The sequence below is a fragment of the Sphingobium sp. BHU LFT2 genome (assembly GCF_018604485.1).
In the GTDB taxonomy this organism is placed as follows: Bacteria; Pseudomonadota; Alphaproteobacteria; order Sphingomonadales; family Sphingomonadaceae; genus Sphingobium; species Sphingobium yanoikuyae_A.
In genome coordinates this window covers 1-20,062 of the sequence record NZ_JAFCGW010000031.1, presented here as the reverse complement: position 1 = coordinate 20,062, position 20,062 = coordinate 1, and the positions used below count along the sequence as shown (strand labels likewise).

18 protein-coding genes are annotated in these 20,062 nt (G+C 60.7%); 4 read left to right on the top strand and 14 right to left on the bottom strand.

What is annotated here, in order from left to right; translation table 11 throughout:
- The coding region (locus JQK15_RS25350; RefSeq protein WP_214869206.1) for a helix-turn-helix domain-containing protein at window positions 1-263 on the bottom strand (263 nt) is incomplete at its 3' end.
- Window positions 264-487: 224 nt separating this feature from the next.
- Between JQK15_RS25350 and JQK15_RS25345 the strand changes: the two genes are divergently transcribed.
- On the top strand, window positions 488-1,618 hold the full coding sequence (locus tag JQK15_RS25345) for a S8/S53 family peptidase (protein WP_251008048.1): 1,131 nt from the start codon (window positions 488-490) through the stop codon (window positions 1,616-1,618).
- A 254-nt stretch (window positions 1,619-1,872) separates the two neighbouring features.
- Here the strand turns inward: JQK15_RS25345 and JQK15_RS25340 are convergent, their stop codons facing one another.
- The 3 genes from JQK15_RS25340 to JQK15_RS27110 all read right to left on the bottom strand — a co-directional run bounded on the left by JQK15_RS25340 (window position 1,873) and on the right by JQK15_RS27110 (window position 3,045).
- Entirely contained in the window at window positions 1,873-2,346 is a 474-nt protein-coding gene (locus JQK15_RS25340; RefSeq protein ID WP_214869204.1) for an Hsp20 family protein, read from the bottom strand.
- Window positions 2,347-2,542: 196 nt separating this feature from the next.
- A complete protein-coding gene (locus JQK15_RS25335; RefSeq protein WP_214869202.1) occupies window positions 2,543-2,812 on the bottom strand; it encodes an usg protein in 270 nt (89 codons plus the stop codon).
- Window positions 2,809-3,045 carry a hypothetical protein gene (locus JQK15_RS27110; RefSeq protein ID WP_251008047.1) on the bottom strand — a complete coding sequence of 79 codons (237 nt, stop codon included), beginning with the start codon at window positions 3,043-3,045 and terminating at the stop codon, window positions 2,809-2,811. Before JQK15_RS27110 ends, JQK15_RS25335 begins: the two co-directional genes overlap by 4 nt.
- A 261-nt stretch (window positions 3,046-3,306) precedes the next feature.
- On the opposite strand from JQK15_RS27110, the gene groES reads away from it, so the two are divergent.
- Complete coding sequence (gene groES, locus JQK15_RS25330) at window positions 3,307-3,621, top strand: co-chaperone GroES (protein WP_214869200.1); 315 nt, start codon at window positions 3,307-3,309, stop codon at window positions 3,619-3,621.
- Window positions 3,622-3,678: 57 nt separating this feature from the next.
- Entirely contained in the window at window positions 3,679-5,298 is a 1,620-nt protein-coding gene (groL, locus tag JQK15_RS25325) for a chaperonin GroEL (RefSeq protein ID WP_214869198.1), read from the top strand.
- 433 nt (window positions 5,299-5,731) lie between these two features.
- On the opposite strand, the gene JQK15_RS25320 is transcribed toward groL, so the two are convergent.
- Both JQK15_RS25320 and JQK15_RS25315 read right to left on the bottom strand, forming a co-directional pair.
- Window positions 5,732-6,094: a response regulator gene (locus tag JQK15_RS25320; RefSeq protein ID WP_214869196.1), complete on the bottom strand. Its 363-nt coding sequence runs from the start codon at window positions 6,092-6,094 to the stop codon at window positions 5,732-5,734.
- Window positions 6,095-6,129: 35 nt separating this feature from the next.
- Complete coding sequence (locus tag JQK15_RS25315) at window positions 6,130-7,563, bottom strand: ATPase domain-containing protein (protein WP_214869193.1); 1,434 nt, start codon at window positions 7,561-7,563, stop codon at window positions 6,130-6,132.
- A gap of 100 nt (window positions 7,564-7,663) precedes the next feature.
- On the opposite strand from JQK15_RS25315, the gene JQK15_RS25310 reads away from it, so the two are divergent.
- On the top strand, window positions 7,664-8,344 hold the full coding sequence (locus JQK15_RS25310) for a hypothetical protein (protein WP_214869191.1): 681 nt from the start codon (window positions 7,664-7,666) through the stop codon (window positions 8,342-8,344).
- A gap of 158 nt (window positions 8,345-8,502) precedes the next feature.
- Here the strand turns inward: JQK15_RS25310 and JQK15_RS25305 are convergent, their stop codons facing one another.
- The 8 genes from JQK15_RS25305 to JQK15_RS25270 form a co-directional block, all read right to left on the bottom strand.
- The gene (locus tag JQK15_RS25305) at window positions 8,503-8,853 is read right to left on the bottom strand and encodes a hypothetical protein (protein WP_214869188.1); all 351 of its coding nucleotides are present in this window, start codon (window positions 8,851-8,853) and stop codon (window positions 8,503-8,505) included.
- Complete coding sequence (locus JQK15_RS25300) at window positions 8,850-9,764, bottom strand: hypothetical protein (protein WP_214869186.1); 915 nt, start codon at window positions 9,762-9,764, stop codon at window positions 8,850-8,852. The genes JQK15_RS25305 and JQK15_RS25300 overlap by 4 nt, the downstream gene beginning before the upstream one ends.
- Window positions 9,765-9,983: 219 nt before the next feature.
- Entirely contained in the window at window positions 9,984-10,823 is an 840-nt protein-coding gene (locus JQK15_RS25295) for an HNH endonuclease family protein (RefSeq protein ID WP_214869184.1), read from the bottom strand.
- A complete protein-coding gene (locus JQK15_RS25290; RefSeq protein ID WP_214869182.1) occupies window positions 10,820-13,300 on the bottom strand; it encodes an AAA family ATPase in 2,481 nt (826 codons plus the stop codon). Before JQK15_RS25290 ends, JQK15_RS25295 begins: the two co-directional genes overlap by 4 nt.
- Window positions 13,301-13,432: 132 nt before the next feature.
- Window positions 13,433-15,070, bottom strand: a complete 1,638-nt coding sequence (locus JQK15_RS25285; RefSeq protein ID WP_214869180.1) for a hypothetical protein — start codon at window positions 15,068-15,070, stop codon at window positions 13,433-13,435.
- A 604-nt stretch (window positions 15,071-15,674) separates the two neighbouring features.
- Complete coding sequence (locus tag JQK15_RS25280) at window positions 15,675-17,300, bottom strand: family 43 glycosylhydrolase (RefSeq protein WP_214869177.1); 1,626 nt, start codon at window positions 17,298-17,300, stop codon at window positions 15,675-15,677.
- Between the two features lie 41 nt (window positions 17,301-17,341).
- Complete coding sequence (locus JQK15_RS25275) at window positions 17,342-18,907, bottom strand: GH39 family glycosyl hydrolase (protein ID WP_214869175.1); 1,566 nt, start codon at window positions 18,905-18,907, stop codon at window positions 17,342-17,344.
- A 51-nt stretch (window positions 18,908-18,958) separates the two neighbouring features.
- Window positions 18,959-20,062: family 1 glycosylhydrolase (locus JQK15_RS25270; protein ID WP_214869173.1), on the bottom strand; the 1,104-nt coding region annotated here is incomplete at its 5' end.

Below are 20,062 nucleotides of genomic sequence, written 5' to 3'. Positions count from 1 at the left end.
TTCAACAACGGGGACTTGCCCGGCGCCTTCCCGTCGAGGAGTCCGTCCGGCCCCCGGGCATTGAAGCGCACCACCCAGTCGCGCACGATCTGCAACGTCACGCCGCCAATCCGCGCGGCATCGCTGCGGCTCCCACCATCATAAATTTCCGCCAAGGCCAGCAACCGCCGTCTCTGGTTCGCGCTCCTGGTCGCACGCGCCAGTCGCCTCAAGCCCACCGCGTCAAAGTCGTCCCGCAATCCGATCGCTGCACCCGTCGCCATGCCCTCCAACGGGAAGCCATAGATTCAGAAATTCAGCGCCTTGGGAATCCCCCTCGTGAGTCAGCATCACTGGAGGTCGGTATAAGGCGCTCGATTATCTATCCTACCGCTATGGCATTCTCTTCCTCGTCAGTGCGGGCAATGTAGGTGGAAGCCTTTCTCTCGAAGGCTTTGCCGACAAAAACGCCTTCCACGCCGCTGATGGAGCGCTGCGCAACGCCGCGATGTTCCGGGCGCTCGATGCGCTCAAGGCCGATCGACGGCTGCTCGCGCCTGCCGACAGCCTCAACGCTCTGACCATAGGATCGTGGCACCGCGACGCGGTACTCGAGGCATTTGCCGGCACCAGTCCTTTTCGCCCCTATATCGAGCAGGAGATGCCCAACATCTCTTCCCGCCTGGGCCTGGGATATCGTCGCAGCACCAAGCCGGACATCCTGCTCGCAGGCGGCGGACAACCGGTACGGTTCGATCCGACCTCTGCCGATCTCGTGATCGCGAGCCATCCCAATCCGAGCCGTCATTGGGGACTAAAGGTCGCGGCGCCGTTCGGGGACGCCGCCAGCGGAACCCATTTCACTATCGGTACGAGCGGGGCCAACGCGCTAGCGACCCATACGGCACATCGCATCTATGACGCGGTCGAGGCTGCCTATCCCAAACTCACCGCCACCATGGATCACGGGCACAAGGCGGCTCTGATCAAGGCGCTGCTCGTCCACTGCGCATCCTGGCGCGATGTCGAAGAGTTCATCAGGCCGATCGTTGATCCGGAAGGCTCGCTCCATCATGAGCACTGGCGGCGCGAAGTATGTCGGCACCTGGGATACGGCTTTGTTGATCCGGAAGACGCGATCGCCTGCGCCGGCGATCGTGCTACGATGTGGGCAACCGGGACCCTCGGCATCGAAGGCTCAACCATGTTCAATGTGCCCGTGCCTCCTGCACTCGGCACAAGCGGAAATCACCGCGAAGTGCGCGCGACCCTCGCATGGCTCGCTCCGGTCCGACCGGGACACCTCGCCTATCGCGCAGTGAAGCTCAAGATCAACGCGCTAAGCGGCGAAGATCTTGGGTCGTTCGGCGTTTCAACCACGACCAGTCAGCCTTCAAACAGCCAGTCCGAGAGCGGCACCATCATCCACCGCCGCTGGCGCGATGCGCGTATCGGCAATTTCGAGGAGGGCGCGGCGATCCCGATCCATATCCAGCGCGAAAAGGACCAAGGGACGCCTATCGACGATCCGATACCATTTGGACTGGACCTGACCGTTGAAATGCCGGGTGCACAGGAGATTTATGCGCAAGTTCTGCAAAATATTGCACTCAAACCCCAGCTGCAGATTCCCGTCTGATCGCCAGACAACACGGCAGCCGGTAAACGCCTGCGCTGTTCACATCCCGGTGGATGAGAGCAGCGGGTGGGGCGGGGGATTGCTGCCCTCTTCCGCATTGACCGGGACGGGCAGCCGGCTTTCCCGCTGGCTCAAGGATATGAGACCACGAAAGGCCATGAGGTCATCTCCTCTTTTGGCTGGATGAGGGTTGAACCTGCCGACGGCCGCCCCGCGGGTCTTGCGAAGCGGCCTCGGCGGGCCGACGAGGCGGATCAGGCGGCCTCGCTCACCTCCTGCTTCCCTTCGCCCAGTTGGCGGGCCTGCGGCGCATGTTGGCCGATCTCGATGCGGCGTGGCTTCATTGCCTCGGGCACCACCCGCTTGAGTTCGATCGAGAGCAGGCCATGCTCTAAACTGGCGTGTCCCGCTTCCATGAAATCGGCCAGCTGAAACCGCCGTTCGAAAGCACGCACGGGAATTCCCCGGTGGAGATACTCGCCCTGGTCATTGTCCTCGGCGCGTCTGCCCGAAACGACCAGCAGATTCTGCTCCGCCACGACCTCGATGTCCGAGGGCGAAAAGCCGGCAAGAGCCAGCGTGATGCGATAGCTGTCCTCGCCTTCCTTGACGATGTCGAAGGGCGGATAGCCATCCTCCTCGCGCGCGCTGTTTTCCAGAAGGTTGAAGAGACGGTCGAAACCGACCGTGGAACGGCGATAGGGCGCAAAATCAAAGTTGGTTCTCATCTTACCAAATCCTCCGTTTGAGCGATCTGGGCATGAGCTGCGCCGGTAACATAAGAGCCGGCGCCCTCCATGTCCCACCGGGCCCGAACACGGCGCCCGGCATCAAAAATCTAGGTCTCCTGGCCATAGGTTCAAGAGGGAAATTTTATCCCCGCGCGTTTGCTTCTTCGGTTGTGTGACGCGCCCTGGATCTGCCTCACTCCAGCGGGATGATATGCCCTCCCAGCCTCCATTCGGTAGGACGGACCAGCTGATCATGGGCGATCCGAACCGAGTGGAGCCGGGCGTGGATTTCCCGCTGCCAATAGTCCAGAAAATCGAACAGGGCAGGAAAGTCCGGGGCGAGATCATATTCCTGCCAGGCGAAAACCTGCAGGAGCGAGGGCGTATCCGGCCGGAAATAGAGAATTTCCGCAGTCGTCAGCCCTCGTCCCTGTAGTCTCAGGACAAGGTCGCGCCCTGTCATTGCACGGCAGACCCCTCATCCGACGGTCGGTCGAGAGCGTGCATGGCGGCAAGGATGTCATCGATCGACACCGCGCGCCTGGCACCGGGTGGCTTTCGCAAGGCGGGTTGGTCGCGGACTGCGGACTGGTCCGAAGCCCAGGATGCAAGGATGGCGCGTTTCACCTCCGGCTCCAGGCTGGGATGATGTGAAACGTCGAAGGGATGAAGAAAACGGGAAAATGGCCGCGACATGGCGATGCCTCCTTCCTTACAGTTGCTCCTTTCTCAGGCGGTCAGCGGGACCGCAGCGCAGATTTTTGGATTGATAGTGAGTCGCGTCAAGAGGGAACAGAGTCCCCTGCCGTGGGCAACTGGCAGTCCTGGGCTAAGAGTGCCAAAAATTTTCATGCGCCCTCTTGAACCGCGAAATCCACTTTCATAATTTGCGGGCACCTGCCGTCGCGATGGCCGGCAGGCCTATCACATCCATGTTTTGCATCTGGAGGTTTTGCCATGCATTTCCGCCCCTTGCACGACCGTGTGGTCGTCCGCCGCATCGAGGCCGAGGAGAAGACCTCGGGCGGCATCATCATACCCGATACCGCCAAGGAAAAGCCGCAGGAAGGCGAAGTCGTCGCCGTTGGCCCAGGCACACGCGACGACACAGGCCGGCTTGTCCCACTTTCGGTCACGGCCGGTGACCGCGTGCTGTTCGGCAAATGGTCGGGGACCGAGGTCAAGATCGACGGCGAGGACCTGCTCATCATGAAGGAGAGCGACATCCTAGGCGTGGTCGAGACCCCGGCCGAACTCAAGCAGGCAGCCTGACGCGCGCTGCCATCCTCTGATCATCAGGAAGGAAATTAGAGAAAGGAGTTGGCCAAGATGGCTGCCAAGGAAGTGAAATTTGCGTCAGACGCGCGTGATCGCATGCTGCGCGGCGTGGATACGCTTGCGAATGCAGTAAAGGTGACGCTGGGTCCGAAGGGCCGCAACGTCGTGATCGAGAAGAGCTTCGGTGCCCCTCGCATCACGAAGGACGGCGTTACCGTCGCCAAGGAAATCGAACTTTCCGACAAGTTCGAGAATATGGGCGCGCAGATGCTGCGCGAGGTCGCCAACAAGCAGAATGACAAGGCGGGCGACGGCACGACGACCGCGACTGTCCTTGCCCAGGCGATCGTGCGCGAGGGTTCGAAGGCGGTCTCCGCTGGCATGAACCCGATGGACGTGAAGCGCGGTATCGACATCGCCGTGAACGCGGTGGTCAAGGACCTCGAGGCTCATGCCCGGAAAGTCAGCGCCAACAGCGAGATCGCACAGGTCGCGACAATTTCCGCAAACGGTGACGAAGAGGTCGGCCGTATCCTCGCAGAAGCGATGGAGAAAGTCGGCAACGAAGGCGTGATCACCGTCGAGGAGGCCAAGAGCCTCGCGACCGAGCTCGAGACGGTCGAGGGTATGCAGTTCGACCGCGGCTATCTCTCGCCCTATTTCGTGACCAATCCCGAGAAGCTAAAGGTCGAACTCGACGATCCCTACATTCTCATCCACGAGAAGAAGCTCTCGAACCTGCAGGCGCTGGTGCCCTTGCTCGAGAAGGTGGTGCAGTCGGGACGACCGCTCCTCATCATCGCCGAGGATGTCGAGGGCGAGGCACTCGCCGCACTGGTCGTCAATAAGCTGCGCGGCGGTCTCAAGGTCGCGGCGGTGAAGGCACCCGGGTTCGGGGATCGCCGCAAGGCCATGCTCGACGATATTGCCATCCTAACGGGTGGCAATGTGGTGAGCGAAGAACTCGGGATCAAGCTCGACAGCGTCACCGTCTCGATGCTCGGCCGCGCCAAGAAAGTCATCATCGACAAGGACAATACTACCATCGTCGATGGCGCTGGCACCCGGGCGGACATCGATGGCCGCGTCGTACAGATCCGTGCGCAGATCGAGGCGACGACGAGTGACTATGATCGCGAGAAACTCCAGGAGCGCGTCGGGAAACTTGCTGGCGGCGTCGCAGTGATCCGGGTCGGCGGTGCTACCGAAGTCGAGGTGAAGGAGCGCAAGGACCGCGTCGACGACGCGCTTCATGCAACCCGCGCGGCCGTCGAGGAAGGCATCCTTCCGGGCGGCGGCATTGCTCTCCTGCGATCGCTTAGGGCGCTTGAGGGTCTTAAGGTCGCCAACGATGATCAGCAGTCGGGAATTGACATCGTCCGGCGCGCGCTCCGTGCTCCGGTTCGACAGATTGCCGACAATGCCGGCGAGGACGGCGCCTATATCGTAGGCAAGCTGCTCGAGAGCGAGGACTATAACTGGGGCTTCAACGCCGCGACCGGCGCCTATGAAGATCTCGTGCAGTCCGGCGTTATCGACCCAGCCAAGGTCGTGCGAACCGCGCTGCAGGATGCGGCATCGGTGGCCTCGCTTCTCATCACCACCGAAGCGCTGGTCGCAGAAGCGCCGAAGGAGGAGAAGGGCGCGCCGATGCCGGCGATGGACTTTTGATGCGTGAGGACGGAGCCGGCATCGCTCGGCTCCGTCCTTATCCTGCTCCTTTCCGCGACAAGCGGAGAAAAGGCATGAAACGGATCGATCCCGCAGACCCAACCCTCTATTCGGTTACCAGCGCGGAACTGGCACGGTTCTCATGCGGCGTCGCCCTCGGGCTTCTTAAACCGCCGAGGTCCATAGAGTGGAAATCAGACGTCGATATCTGGGTACGATTCGGCTCATCCAGCCAGGCAGACCGCGCGAGGATTTGTATTTGCTGACGCTCGATGTTGCGAACCGTCTTCACTAATCCACGTGGAGATTCAGACACCCGCCCAAACGCTTTGTAACGAGAGGAAGGAGAGGAACCCTGAGGTCCTATGGCACACCCTTCAAATCACGAAGGTAAAGCTCCTCACGCGGAACCATGCGCGGGTGCGTCCCGCTGCTAAGCCGTACCTACGATCCGGTTGACGAGATCCAGAATATCCTGATTGCGATAGGGTTTATCCAAAACCGCCTCGAACAACTCCGGAAATTCGCGCGCGATTCCCCCTTGTGCGCCGCTGACCAGGATTACGGGAATATCCTTGATTTCGTCGTCGCTTCGTATGGCCTTGGCAAGTTCCAGTCCGGTCATGACCGGCATCATGAAGTCGGTGATGACGAGTGCAGGGCGTCTTTCACGGATGCGCTCCAGCGCATTCTGGCCATGATGTGCCATCACCACCTCGTGCCCTTCATCCTCAAGGATGTCAGCAAGCATCATCGCCAGCAGATATTCGTCGTCGGCGACAACGATCAATGCCATAGCTGGAATCCTTTCCGCGCAACGGCCATGGCCAGTCAGTCCGCCGGCGGCAGCGACGATGCCGATAGTGGAGCAACCGTGCTCAGCGGATCACCGATTTTCAATCCACCATCAGCTATGATGACGCAATGCGCCGCCGGATTGAATCCGCTGTCGCGCATTTTCTGGACAGAAATAGACCGCTTCAATTCGTGATCCTCCTCGAACTGACGAAGCAAGATCAGGTTATCGAGAACCGCCGAGACATCATTTGAAGGTGCTACGACCTCCCGGCTGACGATTTCTCGAATTTCCCACGTCGCCAGCGTGGTAACGCCAAGCTCGCGCAATCGGTTCGTAAGCATCGCAAAAAACGGAATCATTCTGGGCGGATGCACTGCAGCCCTTTCAAATCCGCCCAGGCCATCAATGAAGAGCCGTCGCACATTATGTGTTTCGGCCAAATTCAGCAGTCGGTGCGCGAGCTTATCGAGGATGTTCTCCGTGAGGGGGCTGTGCTGTACTACAAAGTGCGCGGCGTCGTAGCCGGGCAACTCGATACCAAGCGTCTTGGCCTTGGCCCGCAAGCGGGATTCATTTTCGAAGAAACCAAAATGAAGGCCCGGCTCCTTCTCCGACGACTGCGCCAGAAATTGGAGGCCCAATGTCGTTTTGCCGCTTCCTGTTGGCCCGGAGACGAGCGTTACGGAGCCTGTGGGGAGGCCGCCACCTATCAAACCGTCGAGGCGGGCTGAGCCCGACGTTAGGCGTCCCGAGGTTTCCGCACCGGACGAAGCGGGCTCTGCGGGGAGCGCTTCGATCCGAGGATAGACCTCAATTCCCTTGTCGGTGATCTCGAACGAGTGGAGGCCCGAGATAGCCCGGCTACCGCGCGACTTGCGCACCCTCAGTTGTCGCACTGTCCGGACCCCCGCCAGGGTATCGACTAGATCGATCACGCCATCAACCATGGTATGCTCGGGGCTCGTGTCATCGGCGCTGGCACTTGTAAGAAAGAGCACCGTGCATCCGACAAAAGCCGCCTGCCCCTGCACTTCGGCGACGAAAGTCTTCACGTCAAAGTCCGAGTCCGCCCGGTCTCGGGCATTGAGCAGGCCATCAAAGACAAGCAAGGTTGCCTTTTGCCGCTTGGTTTCCCGCCGCAGAAGTTTGACGACTGCTTCCAGGCCTTCGCTTCGCAACGGCTGGAAGACGCTCACATAGGCTATTTCGTCACCGAGCCGGTCTTTGTCGAAGAACTCCAGTCCGCTGAGCGCCTGGAACAGCCGATCGTGGCTCTCCGATAGCAGCGTGACATAAAGGACGCGTCCGCCGCGCGCTATGTGATTGAAGGCGATCTGGTTGGAAAGGATAGTCTTTCCTGCTCCAGGTTGCCCTTGGATAATGTAGGAAGCGCCGTGGACGAAGCCTCCGGCGAGGACCTGATCCAATCCCGGTACTTCGCTCGCCAGTCGCGAGATCTCATGCACTTGCGAGGGTCCCCTTCATCCGATCCACCATGGTCGGAATTTCTTCTTAGTTCGAACCCGGCACAGTGAAAGCAAAAATCGCCTTCGAGGCCTCGCGGCGGTGGGCTGGTTTGCACATCATGACTACAAAGGCGCCATATCCGCTGCCGCGCTGGTGAAGGGCGTACGCGTTCGCGTCGGCAACATACAGGTGGGCGACCAGACCATCCTCGAGCAGATATTCCCCGAAAGTCGGTTCAATTCTTGGACGGTCGGCGAGGTACACGTGTTCGACCGTCGCATTGTCCCCAACGGTCGGCGCGATGAGTTCGAGGCCAACGCACACTACGCGAATCTCGTGAACCAGCTCTCACCCGTCGGGCGCGACGTCGCCCACAGATGCCGGACAAGCTCGACACTACGATCAAAGCTGCGTGAGTTCGAACTCGCCGGCAACGAGGCCACCGAACGCCTGAGCGTGGTGGAGCAGGGAGCCATTTCCCAGGGCTCTCTGGCCGCCGAACTCGGACGGGTGAGCCAGGCTGTGGCCCGAATGCGCAAGGCTGTGGAAGCAGAGGCAGTGGACGAACCCTTGCGCGTCGACATGGCGACCAAGATCAAATCCATCGAAAATGAGCTTGATAGGGTGGGAGGCGGCGTGGCGGCAGACCCTTTGGACATGGTCGCTGCAGACAAGCGTGAGGCCTATCGCCAAATCTTCGGACTTATCTTCGAGTGCTCGTCGAACCGAATGGCGGCTAAGTCACTTGTGGACAAGATTATCCAAAGACTAGCAGCCTAAATAGCTTGCTTAAGCTACCGGCAATAGGCGTCGCAGAAGGCCAGGATGTTGGACGATCGGGTGTGTCTGTTCATGAAACGGAGGTCGAGATGAGCGAACATTCTCAGCCGGTCATCAACAATCGCTTGCCGAAGAACTCTGTGCGGGCGCTCTGAGCACTATACAAGGGCAACGATCTTTCCGACCACGCCGAGAAGCTGCCCGATCGCATCGAGGACCGGCTTCACCCTATTGAGGTCCTTGACCGCATCGTCCAGCGCTTCGGTGGCCAGCTTCAGGTCGTCTTCCTGCTTTTCGAGCTCGTCGACGATCTCGGACAGGATCGCCGCGGCCAACGTTTGCCGTGCCAACGCGACATCTAGCATGCGTGTCGCCGCTTCGGCACGCTGTTCGTCCGGCGCTCTCCTGAGCGCTTTGAGAAACCGCCAAGCATGGAGTTTGGCGCGCGCCTCCTCAAGCGTCGCCAGCGCTTCTTCGCGAATGGCGTTGGCTTCGTGAAGCTCACTCATTTGTCGCCTTTCCGCGTATCGGATTCGAGCACTTCGACCAGCGTCAGAAGTTTCGACAGGTCGGACGCATAGCTGGCGAGATCCTCGGGGCTCGCCTTGCCCTCACACATCGTGACGAAGGTCATGCGCATCTTGGCGGTCAGCTCGGCTGCCTTGGCAGCGGACTCGGGCGCCGAGGCCTGCGCAATAAGGATTTCGCGCCGGGTGCCAATCCAGCTGCCGGGCAGTGGTTTGGACAAGTCGCCATAAGGCTCCGCCAATTCTACCATGATCTGGTGCTGGGCAAGCAAGTCGCGGTCGCGCGCGATCAGTTGCGACAGGAACGTCAACAGGCGCTCCTGAAGCTCGAGCTCACGATTGATGGTGTCAGCATTGCGTTTCAGCTCGCGCTCCAGTGCGCCCGCCTTGACGTTGTTGACTATGATCTGCCCGATGCCGGCCGCAGCCTTCGGTACGGTTACGTCCCCGGCCTTCATTGCTTCCAATCTCGGCGACAGCGCGGTCAGAGCGCTGACGGTGGCCTCGGTCGAAGTCGCGATGGCGCTGCCGTCGTAATCCGCCAACGCCGCAAGCGACTGGAAGTAACGGTCGAGCAGCGCCGAGTGTCGCTTGATCGCCGTCAGCTGATGGGTCGTTTCGATCACGGCCGTATTTTGGATTTCCAATATTTCGTCGGGGTCGAGCTCGCCCCAGCCCGCCTTTGGCAAAGCGTCGCGCGTATCCAAAATTTCTCGGCTGTTGGCGTCGATATTCGTCGTGATCGTCTGATCGACCACCCCCACGACCGCAACTTGTTGCTGCCGACCGATTTCCGCGAACTGGCGGAATTGGTTGATACGGACGACCGAAGCGCAACCCGCGAGACCTAAAGTCAAGACGATAACAAATAGACGCCGCACGATCACCCCCATGACCAAACGCCGAATAGAAAGCGTAAGCTTCCTTCGCATCACGGCATCGTCTCACGGCTTCGAAACGTCGTCAATGATTACAAAATTGTTATTCAACACGAATAGACAAGAAGAGAGGCGGCAAAGCCTATTTGGCCCCAACCTTAAAAATAGGTGACGATCAATCTAAGGCACGTATTCTGTTGTCGAATATCATCATTGCAACCTAACAGAATAGCGTCAGAAATCCTGAATGGCGCGCTGCCGTTCCGCTTCGATTCGGGCATTGACTGCCCGCACCGCCAGCCTCTCCATTACTGCATATGGCCTCTGGCCGGTGCGAATCTGATTGAGGCGGTACTCGTCCTCGGCAATCTTCGCGGCGAAGCCGGTGATGACATGGTTCCAGTGCGCGACTGTGAACGTGTCGGCGTTCTGAAAGGCCTCGCGCCTCGCTTCGACCAGGCCTTCGCGTAGATTGAGGCCGAAGAGTTCGATTGTTCGCCGCCCCTCCTCGGTCTTGCCCGAGACGGTTCCGTCGGGATGAAATTCCAGGTGAAGCGCGGGCTGGATCTTCGTCGGGTCGATAAGGAATGGCTCTTCGTTCGCCAGATCCTGCGGCACACAGGCGTGCGTGCCTCTCACCGGAAATCGATCCGCTTTGCCGGCGCCTTGGGGATCCTCGATTCCGTGGTTCCGGTAGCGATTGCAGTCGATGCAGGCCGGCAGCAGGTTCGACCACTCGTAGGCCAGCCAGAAGTAGCCGGGATGATTGATCGTGCCCTTGACCGGATGCAGCGTCTGGACCGGCTTGAAATCGTCACCGACCACCCGTCCCTTGGGCCGAAAATGCTCGACGTCACCCGGCTGATTGGAGCTGATTCGGGTCTCGCAGTATGCGCATTTGCCGCCGAAGATTTCCAGCAAGTAGCGCATGAAGCGCTTGTAGAGAGTGTCGTTGATCTTGAAGTCCTGGTCGGCATCGAACTTCGCGAGATGATCGCCGCTCAGAGTCTGGCCCTGCACCACGATGTCGCGCCACTCATCGGCATCGATCGCGGGCTTGTCGACATAGATCATGACGTCTCGTTCCTCGCTTGCGGTGGGGACGGTTCCGCGATGTCCGCCATCTTGGCCATGTGCTCGGCAATGCGGTTCGCAGCCGCCGCATCGGCAACGGTTGGGATTTGCTTGTTTTCGACATCACCGGCGGTCGGGTCGAGCATGTAGCCGTAGGTCCGCAGCTCGGCGGCCATGGCGATGAGCTCGTCCCTCCGCTCGCGCCGGCGGCCAGGATCCTCGAAAATGGCGAAATAGTCTCGAACCTTTCGTTCGAGTTCGGGATTGCGGTCGGACTCCAGTCCGAAGACCGGGCTTGTGAGGATGTCCTGCGCGCGCCGACCGTAGAGGTCGATCGGATGGGGGAACAGGTAAACGCCCTTCCGGTCCGGCCGGCGCTCCAACACCCGAATTTCGTCTGCATGCAGGGCACCGGCCAGCAAGGCTGAATGCGACGTCACGATCAACTGCAAATTGGGGAAGTGCCGCTTGGTGAGCTCTACAAGGCGGCGCTGCCAGTCGGGATGCAAGTGGGCATCGATCTCGTCGATGAGTACGATCGCAGGCTCTTCGGCCGGATTTTCGGACAGCGAACAGACACTGAAGAGTCGCTGCACCAGGAGACCCACCCAGTTGAACACAGAGGCCATACCCTGACTCAGTTCATCGAAGGGAACCGGTCCTTCGGGCGTCGTCACCCGGATAGTGAAGGTCTGATCTAGTGGCGCCAGGGCGGTGATCTGACCGGGGACGAGCTCCGTAATCAGGCTGTCGAGAAGCTTGCGTTTACGCGCCGTCTGGCGATCGTTGCCCTCGACATCGACTAGGGTATTGACCAGCCACTGCTTGAAATCTGCGAGACGCCCGTCGACGTCTCCTGAGAGCAGCGCGATCAAGTCCGCAGGATCGGGATCGCTCGGCTCGGCGCGCCGGCTCGGCCCGCTTGGCGATGCAGCCCGCGCGCCGCGCATCGCGGGAAAGCCCAGGACTAGGGCCGTGCCCAGCCCGAGCGGGGTTTCCTGCAAGCTCGACACCAGTACGCTTGAGCGATCACGGACCAGAGTCGTACGCAGCTGCTGGCTGCCGATATGGACCTCGACGAGACCTTCGTCCGCGCCTTCCCGCAAAAGCCGTGCGCCGGCCTTGATCGCGGCCGGGTTGCTCCCCGCCATAGCCAGCGCAATCGCGCGCAGGATCGTCGACTTGCCGACGCCGTTGCTGCCGAAGATTACAGACCACCCCGGAGGACCGTCTGAGCCCTGCATGCCAATCGGAAGGTCGAGCTCCTCGAAGGGGCCGACGTTCACCAGGCGAACGTGGGTGATGCGGTCAGGAGACAGCACGAAGGGAGGCTTCGCGTGCGAGCCGTTCGACATCCCGACGCGGGCGGCAGAACGAAGGCGTTTGCAGAAACTCGGGACCGCCGAATGTTTGGCATCGGCACCGTAGCTGAGCATCGTAACGCCGAAGCGGCCAAGTGTCGATTGCCGCACCGCGTTGGTCGGGTCTTCGGGCACCAAGGCGAAGTGTCGCAGGCCAACTGCGTCGAAATCGGGTGCGATCGCCTGTAGAAACTGCTCGATCGTATCGAGGCCGACGCCGATAAAGAAAAACGTGTTCGTCTGGGACATGGCCGCCAAGAGGCGCGAGAACTCCGGTGAACGCCGCATCTGCCGACGCATCTCGTCGATCGTGAGCGCGATGCTCGAAAGGCGGCCAAAGTCGCCGAATGGCTCGAATAGCAGGCGGGTTCCAGCGCGCGACTGGCTAGGAATTTCGGAATCGTCCCGCGCCGTCACTGAATGCAGCGGCTCCAATGCCTGCTCGACGAAGGTCTTGTAGGCCAGATCGTCCCAGTTAAGATTGATTACGGATCGCCAGGGCAGCTGCGCCAAGGTCTTGTGTAGCGGACTGGACTGGCCATCGGTGGTGGCGACGGCATCCCTCACTGCGGTCACCAGACGTTCGCGCGAGACCCCGGCGCTCAAAGCGTCCATGAGTTTGCTGAAGCCGCCAAGGCTCACCAGCAGATCGGCCAAGGCGCGCTTCGGCGCCCGGGCGTTCATGACCTCCTGCAAGCCCGCCGGGAGGTGCCGCTCCACCCGGTCCATCAAGTCGTAGAGAAAGTCGGTGCCGGTCAGGAGTCCAGCCTGGGCCGAAGCGCCCGAGCCGAGGACCAGAACCGCCTGCTTCTCGCTAATCGCGCGCACCAGTTCCGGGGGAAGATCAGGCACTGTCACAGGTTGGCTTGCCGCGGCATCGACGATTGCGGCATCGGCTTCGAACGTGATCGCGAAGTCTTCCCTCGGGCCGACTTCCGCAGAACTCACGGACGCGCTGCCTGCCATGCTCGCACCCAGTTCGCTCTGGGACAATATGCCGAAGGCTTGCTGCGATTGTCGCAGCCGCCGCCCGACATAGATAGCTGATGCCAGAGCGCCCAGGACCGCCAGCAGCGAAACGATCAATACAAGACCTGCAGACCAATCGATCGTCACGCGTTGATCCTCCGCACGCCTTTGACCTTCATGATGCCCGCGATACCACAAAGAACCAATATGTCATGCCGCACGAGACGGCGCCGTTCTTTGGGAGATGGGCTGAAATGACCGAAGCCGAGGGAACCCAGTTCACGCCTCCTCCTCCCTCGCTCCGGGCGTTCGAGGGACGAGGGAGGTCGGCGGCGCCGATGGCGCCGCCGGCGCGGCGACGGGCGGTGGCCGCCTCCTCCGTCCGAGGTCCAGCGCATCTCTCAGCGCGCTGATGTGGAACGGCTCATCGGCGCCGGCTCGCCCCCGAGCATAGCCACGGTCCCAGTAGCGCAAATGTGTCAGCACCCGTCGCTTTCGATCTTGCTCGGCAGCGCCCGCTTCTGTCGGAGCGCAAGGCAGAACTGCGATATCGTGGATGCAGCTAACGGGAGGCGCATTGTCCTTGCGATCAAGGCCGAACTGCCCGCCAACCGGGCCCGAAACGATGTCGCCCAGCAGGACGCCGACAAGCGGCGAGTAGATGTTGGTCCACCTAGTGTAGGCGAAAAGCGCTGCGTGATGGGGCATTCGCGGCGCCTCGACATCGTGCGAGTCGCCCTCGCGGCTGACGCCGCGCGTCCGATAGGTGAAATGCAACTGGCCGGTCTTCTGGTCAAACTCGAGCGCAGGCGGGCAGCTCGGTAGGATCCGCTTTTCCTTGGCCAACGCCAGCGCGTGACGATCGGCAGCCATGAGAAATTCGGCATGGGTCAAAGGAGAGCCGAGCGAAATGAAATCGCTCACGATCCACGGGTTACCGATCGCGGTCAGCTCCTCGCGACAGGCATCTTGCAATGCACCGTAGACGTCTTGCGGTATGGTTTTTCCAGGATCGAGGTAGGCTTGCCGCACCAACTCTTCGAGCGCGACCCGATTCTCCTGTGTCATGCCTTTGACCTTGGCCGGGTCGAGGCGCGTGTTATGGCGACCAAAGGCGTGGGTCAGGATATCGTAGGCGACGATGGTGCCCAACGAATGTCCTACCACGATGATCCGATCGTACTCCGTCGGGCCCTGCGTGCCATTCTCGTTCACGCCCATCAAAGTTTCGAGTAGCTGGACACCGTTTTCGCGGATGGACTGGCGGATGGCGATGTTTTTGGGCGTCGCCTGGACATAGCGCACCACGTCGCCGGCGACGTCGACCATGATTTTCAAAATCCACCCTAAGACCAAACCGGCGACGCCCCAGACGACCGCGATCAGCTGCCTGGGCCAAGCCTGCACCCAGGCAGCCAATGCGAGCGTTCCATGGACAGGCGGGAAACTCGCCGAGGCCGGATCGACGACGTCCTTGCTGACGGCCATGCCCGCGATGAGCGAAATGTAGAGGAACGCGAAGAACACAAGCCACATCACGGTCCAAGCCGGCATAACGCCCTTGGGGATATTTGTGAACGGATTGCGCAGCATCAGCCCGAACAGCCAGGCGCGAACCTGTTCCCAGGTCGTTCCCGTTACGCGGTGCGCCCAGTAATACTCGAAGAAATCGACGCGCCGCCCGTCGAAATCGGATTCGGTCGTGACCAGCTGCAACTCGAAGCTGCGGTTGCGAGCGTCCGGCTTGCTCCAGGAGGCGTTCTTCGACCGGACTTCACCTGTATTGGGATCAGGCTTACCGGCGCCGGCTAGCGACAGATCACGCGTCCATACCGTATCGACGAACTCGTTGAGGGTTTCCATTGGAACCTGCTCGCCGATACCGTGGATGATGATAACCGCTGTCTTCTTCGCCATGCCGCACCCCTCGACAAATTGGCGATTCCCGACGAACTAGGGCTGACAGTCCTACCGACGCCGAACGGTAGAAGGCCTGCTCGCGCCGCCGAAAAAAGCCAAGTAACGAAAATCAGAACCTATGGATCGCCCACCGAGTTCGAAGTAAACATCTATCGTCGGCCGGCGAAAATCAACCGCTATCGTCGATCTCATCCTTGTCGATAAGCAGCAGAAGATTCGCCAGCGGATGGCGATAGCCGGTTAAACCCTGTCGATTGGCGTTGGCTTTTGTCCGCAAGAAAATTAGCCTGATCAAGGCGACCAGTCTTTGCTCAAATCTTTTTCAACCGCCCGTCGAAACAGCGCTTGTAGCCGTCGGCAAGTCAGTCGATGCGCCCCGCGTCCCGGTGATGCAGGGCCGTAAGTTGGTCGCGAATTGCCAGATCCGGGCAGTTAGCTCCTGCCCCCCGAAATCTCATCGTCGAACGCTTGTTTACGGTTGGGCGTCGCTCGCCATTTCGCGTTCAATTCGACTTACCGTCGCATCGCCAAGACAGACTCTTCACTAAGCACGATAAGCCAGTTCCGCGAGGCGATCATCTTTAAGATCGGCAGGGCACTCTCAGCAGCGATACCGGAAATCGCGGAGCCGCGCCGAACCATTGCCCGCGACGTAGATACCCAGCCGCAAGGCAAGGAAACCTCCAAACACATTGTGATGCATGCCTGAGACTTCCATCCGCGTTCCGTGCCGCGTCCAGCTTTTCCCATCATCGAACGAATAATGATAGGTGACGACGTTCTCGTCATTGCCGATCCGCAGACGCATAGACCGCTTCTCGTGCTCGATCCGCGCCCAGGGAAGTTCCTCGGCATATTCGTATAGCTTGAGCGCTTTGGGTGTGAAGCCCAGGCCAACGAACGCCTTGTGATTATAGAAGAGGATCAGACCCGCCTCCGCGTCACCTTCCAGGGCGAGAGAGATTTCAGCTTCATATCGTCGGTCGCCGACCAGACATGTGAGCGGCGAGGAGTCCGCGGGCGAAATGCCAGAGGCCGTCACACGCAGAGCGCCAGGCTCATATGTCGCGCGCTGCGCCTCCCCTTTTCGAGGTGCATGGAAACTCCACTGGACACCGAAGCGATCATCCGAAAAGTCGTCGGTCAAGCCTGGCGCAGAGGCGCTCACTCGTCCACCAGCGGGCTTGGGCAAAGCTTGTGACAGATCGCCGCCCAGGGCTTCGAACCAGCCATCGGCGGTCCACTGGATCGGTTCCAGCAGGGTCTGGCGTCCAAGCGTGCGCATGCCATTTTCATAGCCATGATAGACCATCCACCAGTCGCCCGCGGGCCCCTCGACAAGTGTCGCATGGCCGCGCGACCACCAGGGCTCCGACGTGCTTTGCGTGCGCACAAGCGGATTGCGGGGACAATGCTCCCAGGGACCGTGGACGGACCGCGACCGGGCGGCGATTACCATATGCCCCGTTACCGGCCCGGCGGTCCCGCCGATCGCGGTGACGAGGTAGAACCATCCGTTGCGGCGCAGCAGCTTGGGACCTTCGGGCGCGAAATTCTCGACGATCCAGTCGTCGGGATAGCGCCAGGGATCATAGGCTTTCTCCAGTTGCCCGTCGGTCGCCAGCCCGTCCTTGGTAAGACGGATCTTGCGGATGCCGTTGGTGAAGAGATAGCGGCGCCCATCCTCGCCCACGACATGGCCGGGGTCGATGCATCCGCTGATCTTGAGGTCTATCGGCTCGCTCCAGGGGCCACGGATATCATCCGCCCAGATCACGAAGATCGACCAGCCCTCTCCTTTAGGGTCGGCAGGAATGTAAATGAAATAGCGCCCGTCATGCTTGACGAGGTCGACGGCCCAGATCGTACCGAGATTTTGGTGTAGCGCAGGTCCTACCGGCGCCCAGTTCACCAGATCGGTCGATCGCCAGATGACCAGACCGGGGTAGGAATCGAATGAGGAGAATGTCATGTAATAGTCGTCGCCATCCTTGAGGATGGTGGGATCGGCATGATCGCCCGAGACGATGGGATTACGGTAGAGTCCGTTACCCAGATCCGCCTTGCGCTGACCGTCCGCCCCCCTGCCCCATTGCACCACGGCATCGTCAGCGCCTGGGGCATCGGGCCGGCTTGGGGCCGGGATGGCGCCGGCGAACGACGGCAAGGCCCCTCCTGCGATCAGACCCGCCCCCTTGATGAGGTTGCGGCGCGAGACATCGGTCATTCCATTTCCCCTGTTTCTGCTCATGTTAGCCAGCCGCTTTGTCAGTGTTGCGCGGGTTCAAGCGTGACGAGGACGATGTCGTTGCTCCGCATCGGTACGGCGACGTCTGCAATGCCGCGGGCGTCGATCTGGACGATCCGATCCTTGATAGGCTTGTCGGCGGTGGCGTCCTGCAGGCTTTCCAGCTGCTTGATACTCAGCGACGCAGGCATGCCCATGTCGATGTAGAGGGACATGGGATCATTGAGACGATAGCCGGTCTTGCGCAACTGAAGCCGGTAATTTCCCTTTGCTACGCCGGAAAAATGCAGCCTTACTTCCTTACCCGGACTGGCCGGCAGGAGACGTGTGTAGAAGGGTTTGTTGCTGAGCGCCTGAACCGGCTGCTGCCAATCCCAGACCAGCGCGGATATCCGCTTGCCATCGATCGCTGCCATCGCCTGACCGTCGGCAAGGGCCACGCCATTACCCCTGAGCGCATGGAGATATTTATAGGCGAACCAGGCCGGCTTGCGGATCCCTTCGCGGTTCATGAGGCCAAAACCACCATGAAAGGGCGTGGGCGGTGGCCCAGGTTCCTCGAACAGGTCGGTATAGGCCCAGTAGCTCATACCCTGGACCATGCCCTGGGTCGCCTTGAGCTTGGCGAGGATATAGGGGGCGCTCACATAGCTGTCGTGGACGAAGTCGCGCGGCGTGTAGCTTGTGCTCCACTCAGTGAAGAACAGCGGAAGCCCGGGATAGGCCGACGCCTCGATCTGCGCGCGCACGTTGCGAACATCGCCAACGATCGCGTCGGGAGAAGGCGAGAGCTTGGTGTCCTGCTTGCCCTCCTCATCGAGGAAGCCCCCTTCGACGCCATAGGTGTGCGTGGCGACGAAATCGACCGGCAGCTTGTTGGCAGCAGCATAGGCGAGAAATTCGGGAACCCATGCCGCTCCGGCGGTGGCGGGACCGCCGACCTTGAGCGCAGGATCGATCGCCTTGATGGTGCGAACCGTGTCGCGGTAAAGTTCGAAATAGGCGCCCTGGTCCGCCTTCTCCCAGAAGCCGTCGAGATTGGGCTCGTTCCAGAGCTCGAAATACCAGCTGCGCACTTCCTCGACGCCATAGCGCTCGCGCACATGACGGACGAAGGCATCAATGAGATCGCGCCATTTTGCAGGATCGGGATGGGAGGTATTGCCCTTCCAGTAGAAGAGTTGCTGCGATGAGCTGCGCATGGCGGCAGGCGTCCATCCCAGCTCGACAAAGGGCCTGATATTCCTGGCGAGAAGGTCGTCATAAAGCCGATCGATCCCGGTCCAGTCGTAGACGATCCGACCATCGACCTCTTTGACGGTACCGAGCGTATCATGGAAAATGTCGTGGAAGCGAATGTAGCGGAAGCCCAGTTCGCTCGATGCAGTCTTGAGCTGGGCCTGACTGTCGTCGCGGATGAGCGTGCCGGGATAGTCGGACCCGACCGAGAGATCGAAGAAATGATCGAACGGCTCGCGCGCGGTCGTGACGTCGATCACTATGTCACGCGGGGCGAGGCCTTGTGCATGCGCCGGCAGCGCGCTGCTGGTCGCCAGCAGGACCGTGGCCAGAGACAGGATACGCATTGTGGGCCCCTCATTCATCGTCTTGGTTTTGCGTCACGCCGACAAGCGGCTTCACACCAGCTTGTTGGTGCGCACCAGTTCGCGATACCAGTCGGCGGACAGCTTGGGCGTGCGCTTCTGGGTCTTGAAGTCGACATGGTGGATGCCGAACAGCTTGGTATAGCCGTCTTCCCACTCGAAATTGTCCATCAGGCTCCAGACGAAATAGCCCTTCACCGGAATGCCTTCGCGGGTCGCGCGCTGCAGGTGGGTGAGGTAATTGCGCAGATACATGACGCGGTCGGTGTCATAGACCTTGCCGTCTTCGGCCACCTTGTCGTCCGCCGAGCAGCCATTTTCGGAAATGTAGAGGCCCTTGGGCTTCCAGTTCTCGCTGATCGCGCGCATCCCCCAATAGATGACCTCCGGCGTAACATAGAGCCAGGGGGAGGGCATGCGCGGCGCCTGGCCCGGATGGGGCAGGATCTTGTAGCCCGACGGCGCACTGTCGTCGGCGCGGACGGTGTTGCCGGTATAGACATTGACCGACAGGAAATCGAGCGGCGCGCCGATCAGCTTCATGTCGCCTTCCTTGACCACCGGCGCATCCTTGCCCTGCGCAGTCAGGTAGCTGTCGATATAGCGACCTTCCATGATCGCGGTCAGGAACATGGCGTTCTCTTCGCGCACGGCCTTCTTCACCGCCTCGATATGTTCGGGCGTCTCGATCGCGGGGACATAGATGTTGGGATTGTCGGCAATGCCGACCTGCGTGCCCGACTTGGTCGCGGCGCGGATCGCCTGTACGCCCAGGCCATGGGCCAGCACGCCATGGTGGCGCACCTGGTTCACCTCCTTCATCGGCAGCTTCAGGCCCGGCGCCTTGCCGCCGGTCATGTAGCTGAGGTCCGTGAAGCAGCGCAGCTCGTTGAGCGTCATGAAGTGATTGACGCGGTCGCCCAGCTTGCCGGCGGTATAGCCGGCATAGTCGGCGAAGGCGTAGCTGGTGTCGCGATTCTGCCAGCCGCCCGGCAGGGCATGGGGCAGATCCCAGTGGAACATGGTGACATGCGGGGTGATGCCCGCCGCCAGCAGCCCGTCGACCAGACGGTTATAATAGTCCAGCCCCTTGGCATTGGGCTTGCCCCGGCCATTGGGGAAGATGCGCGACCAGGC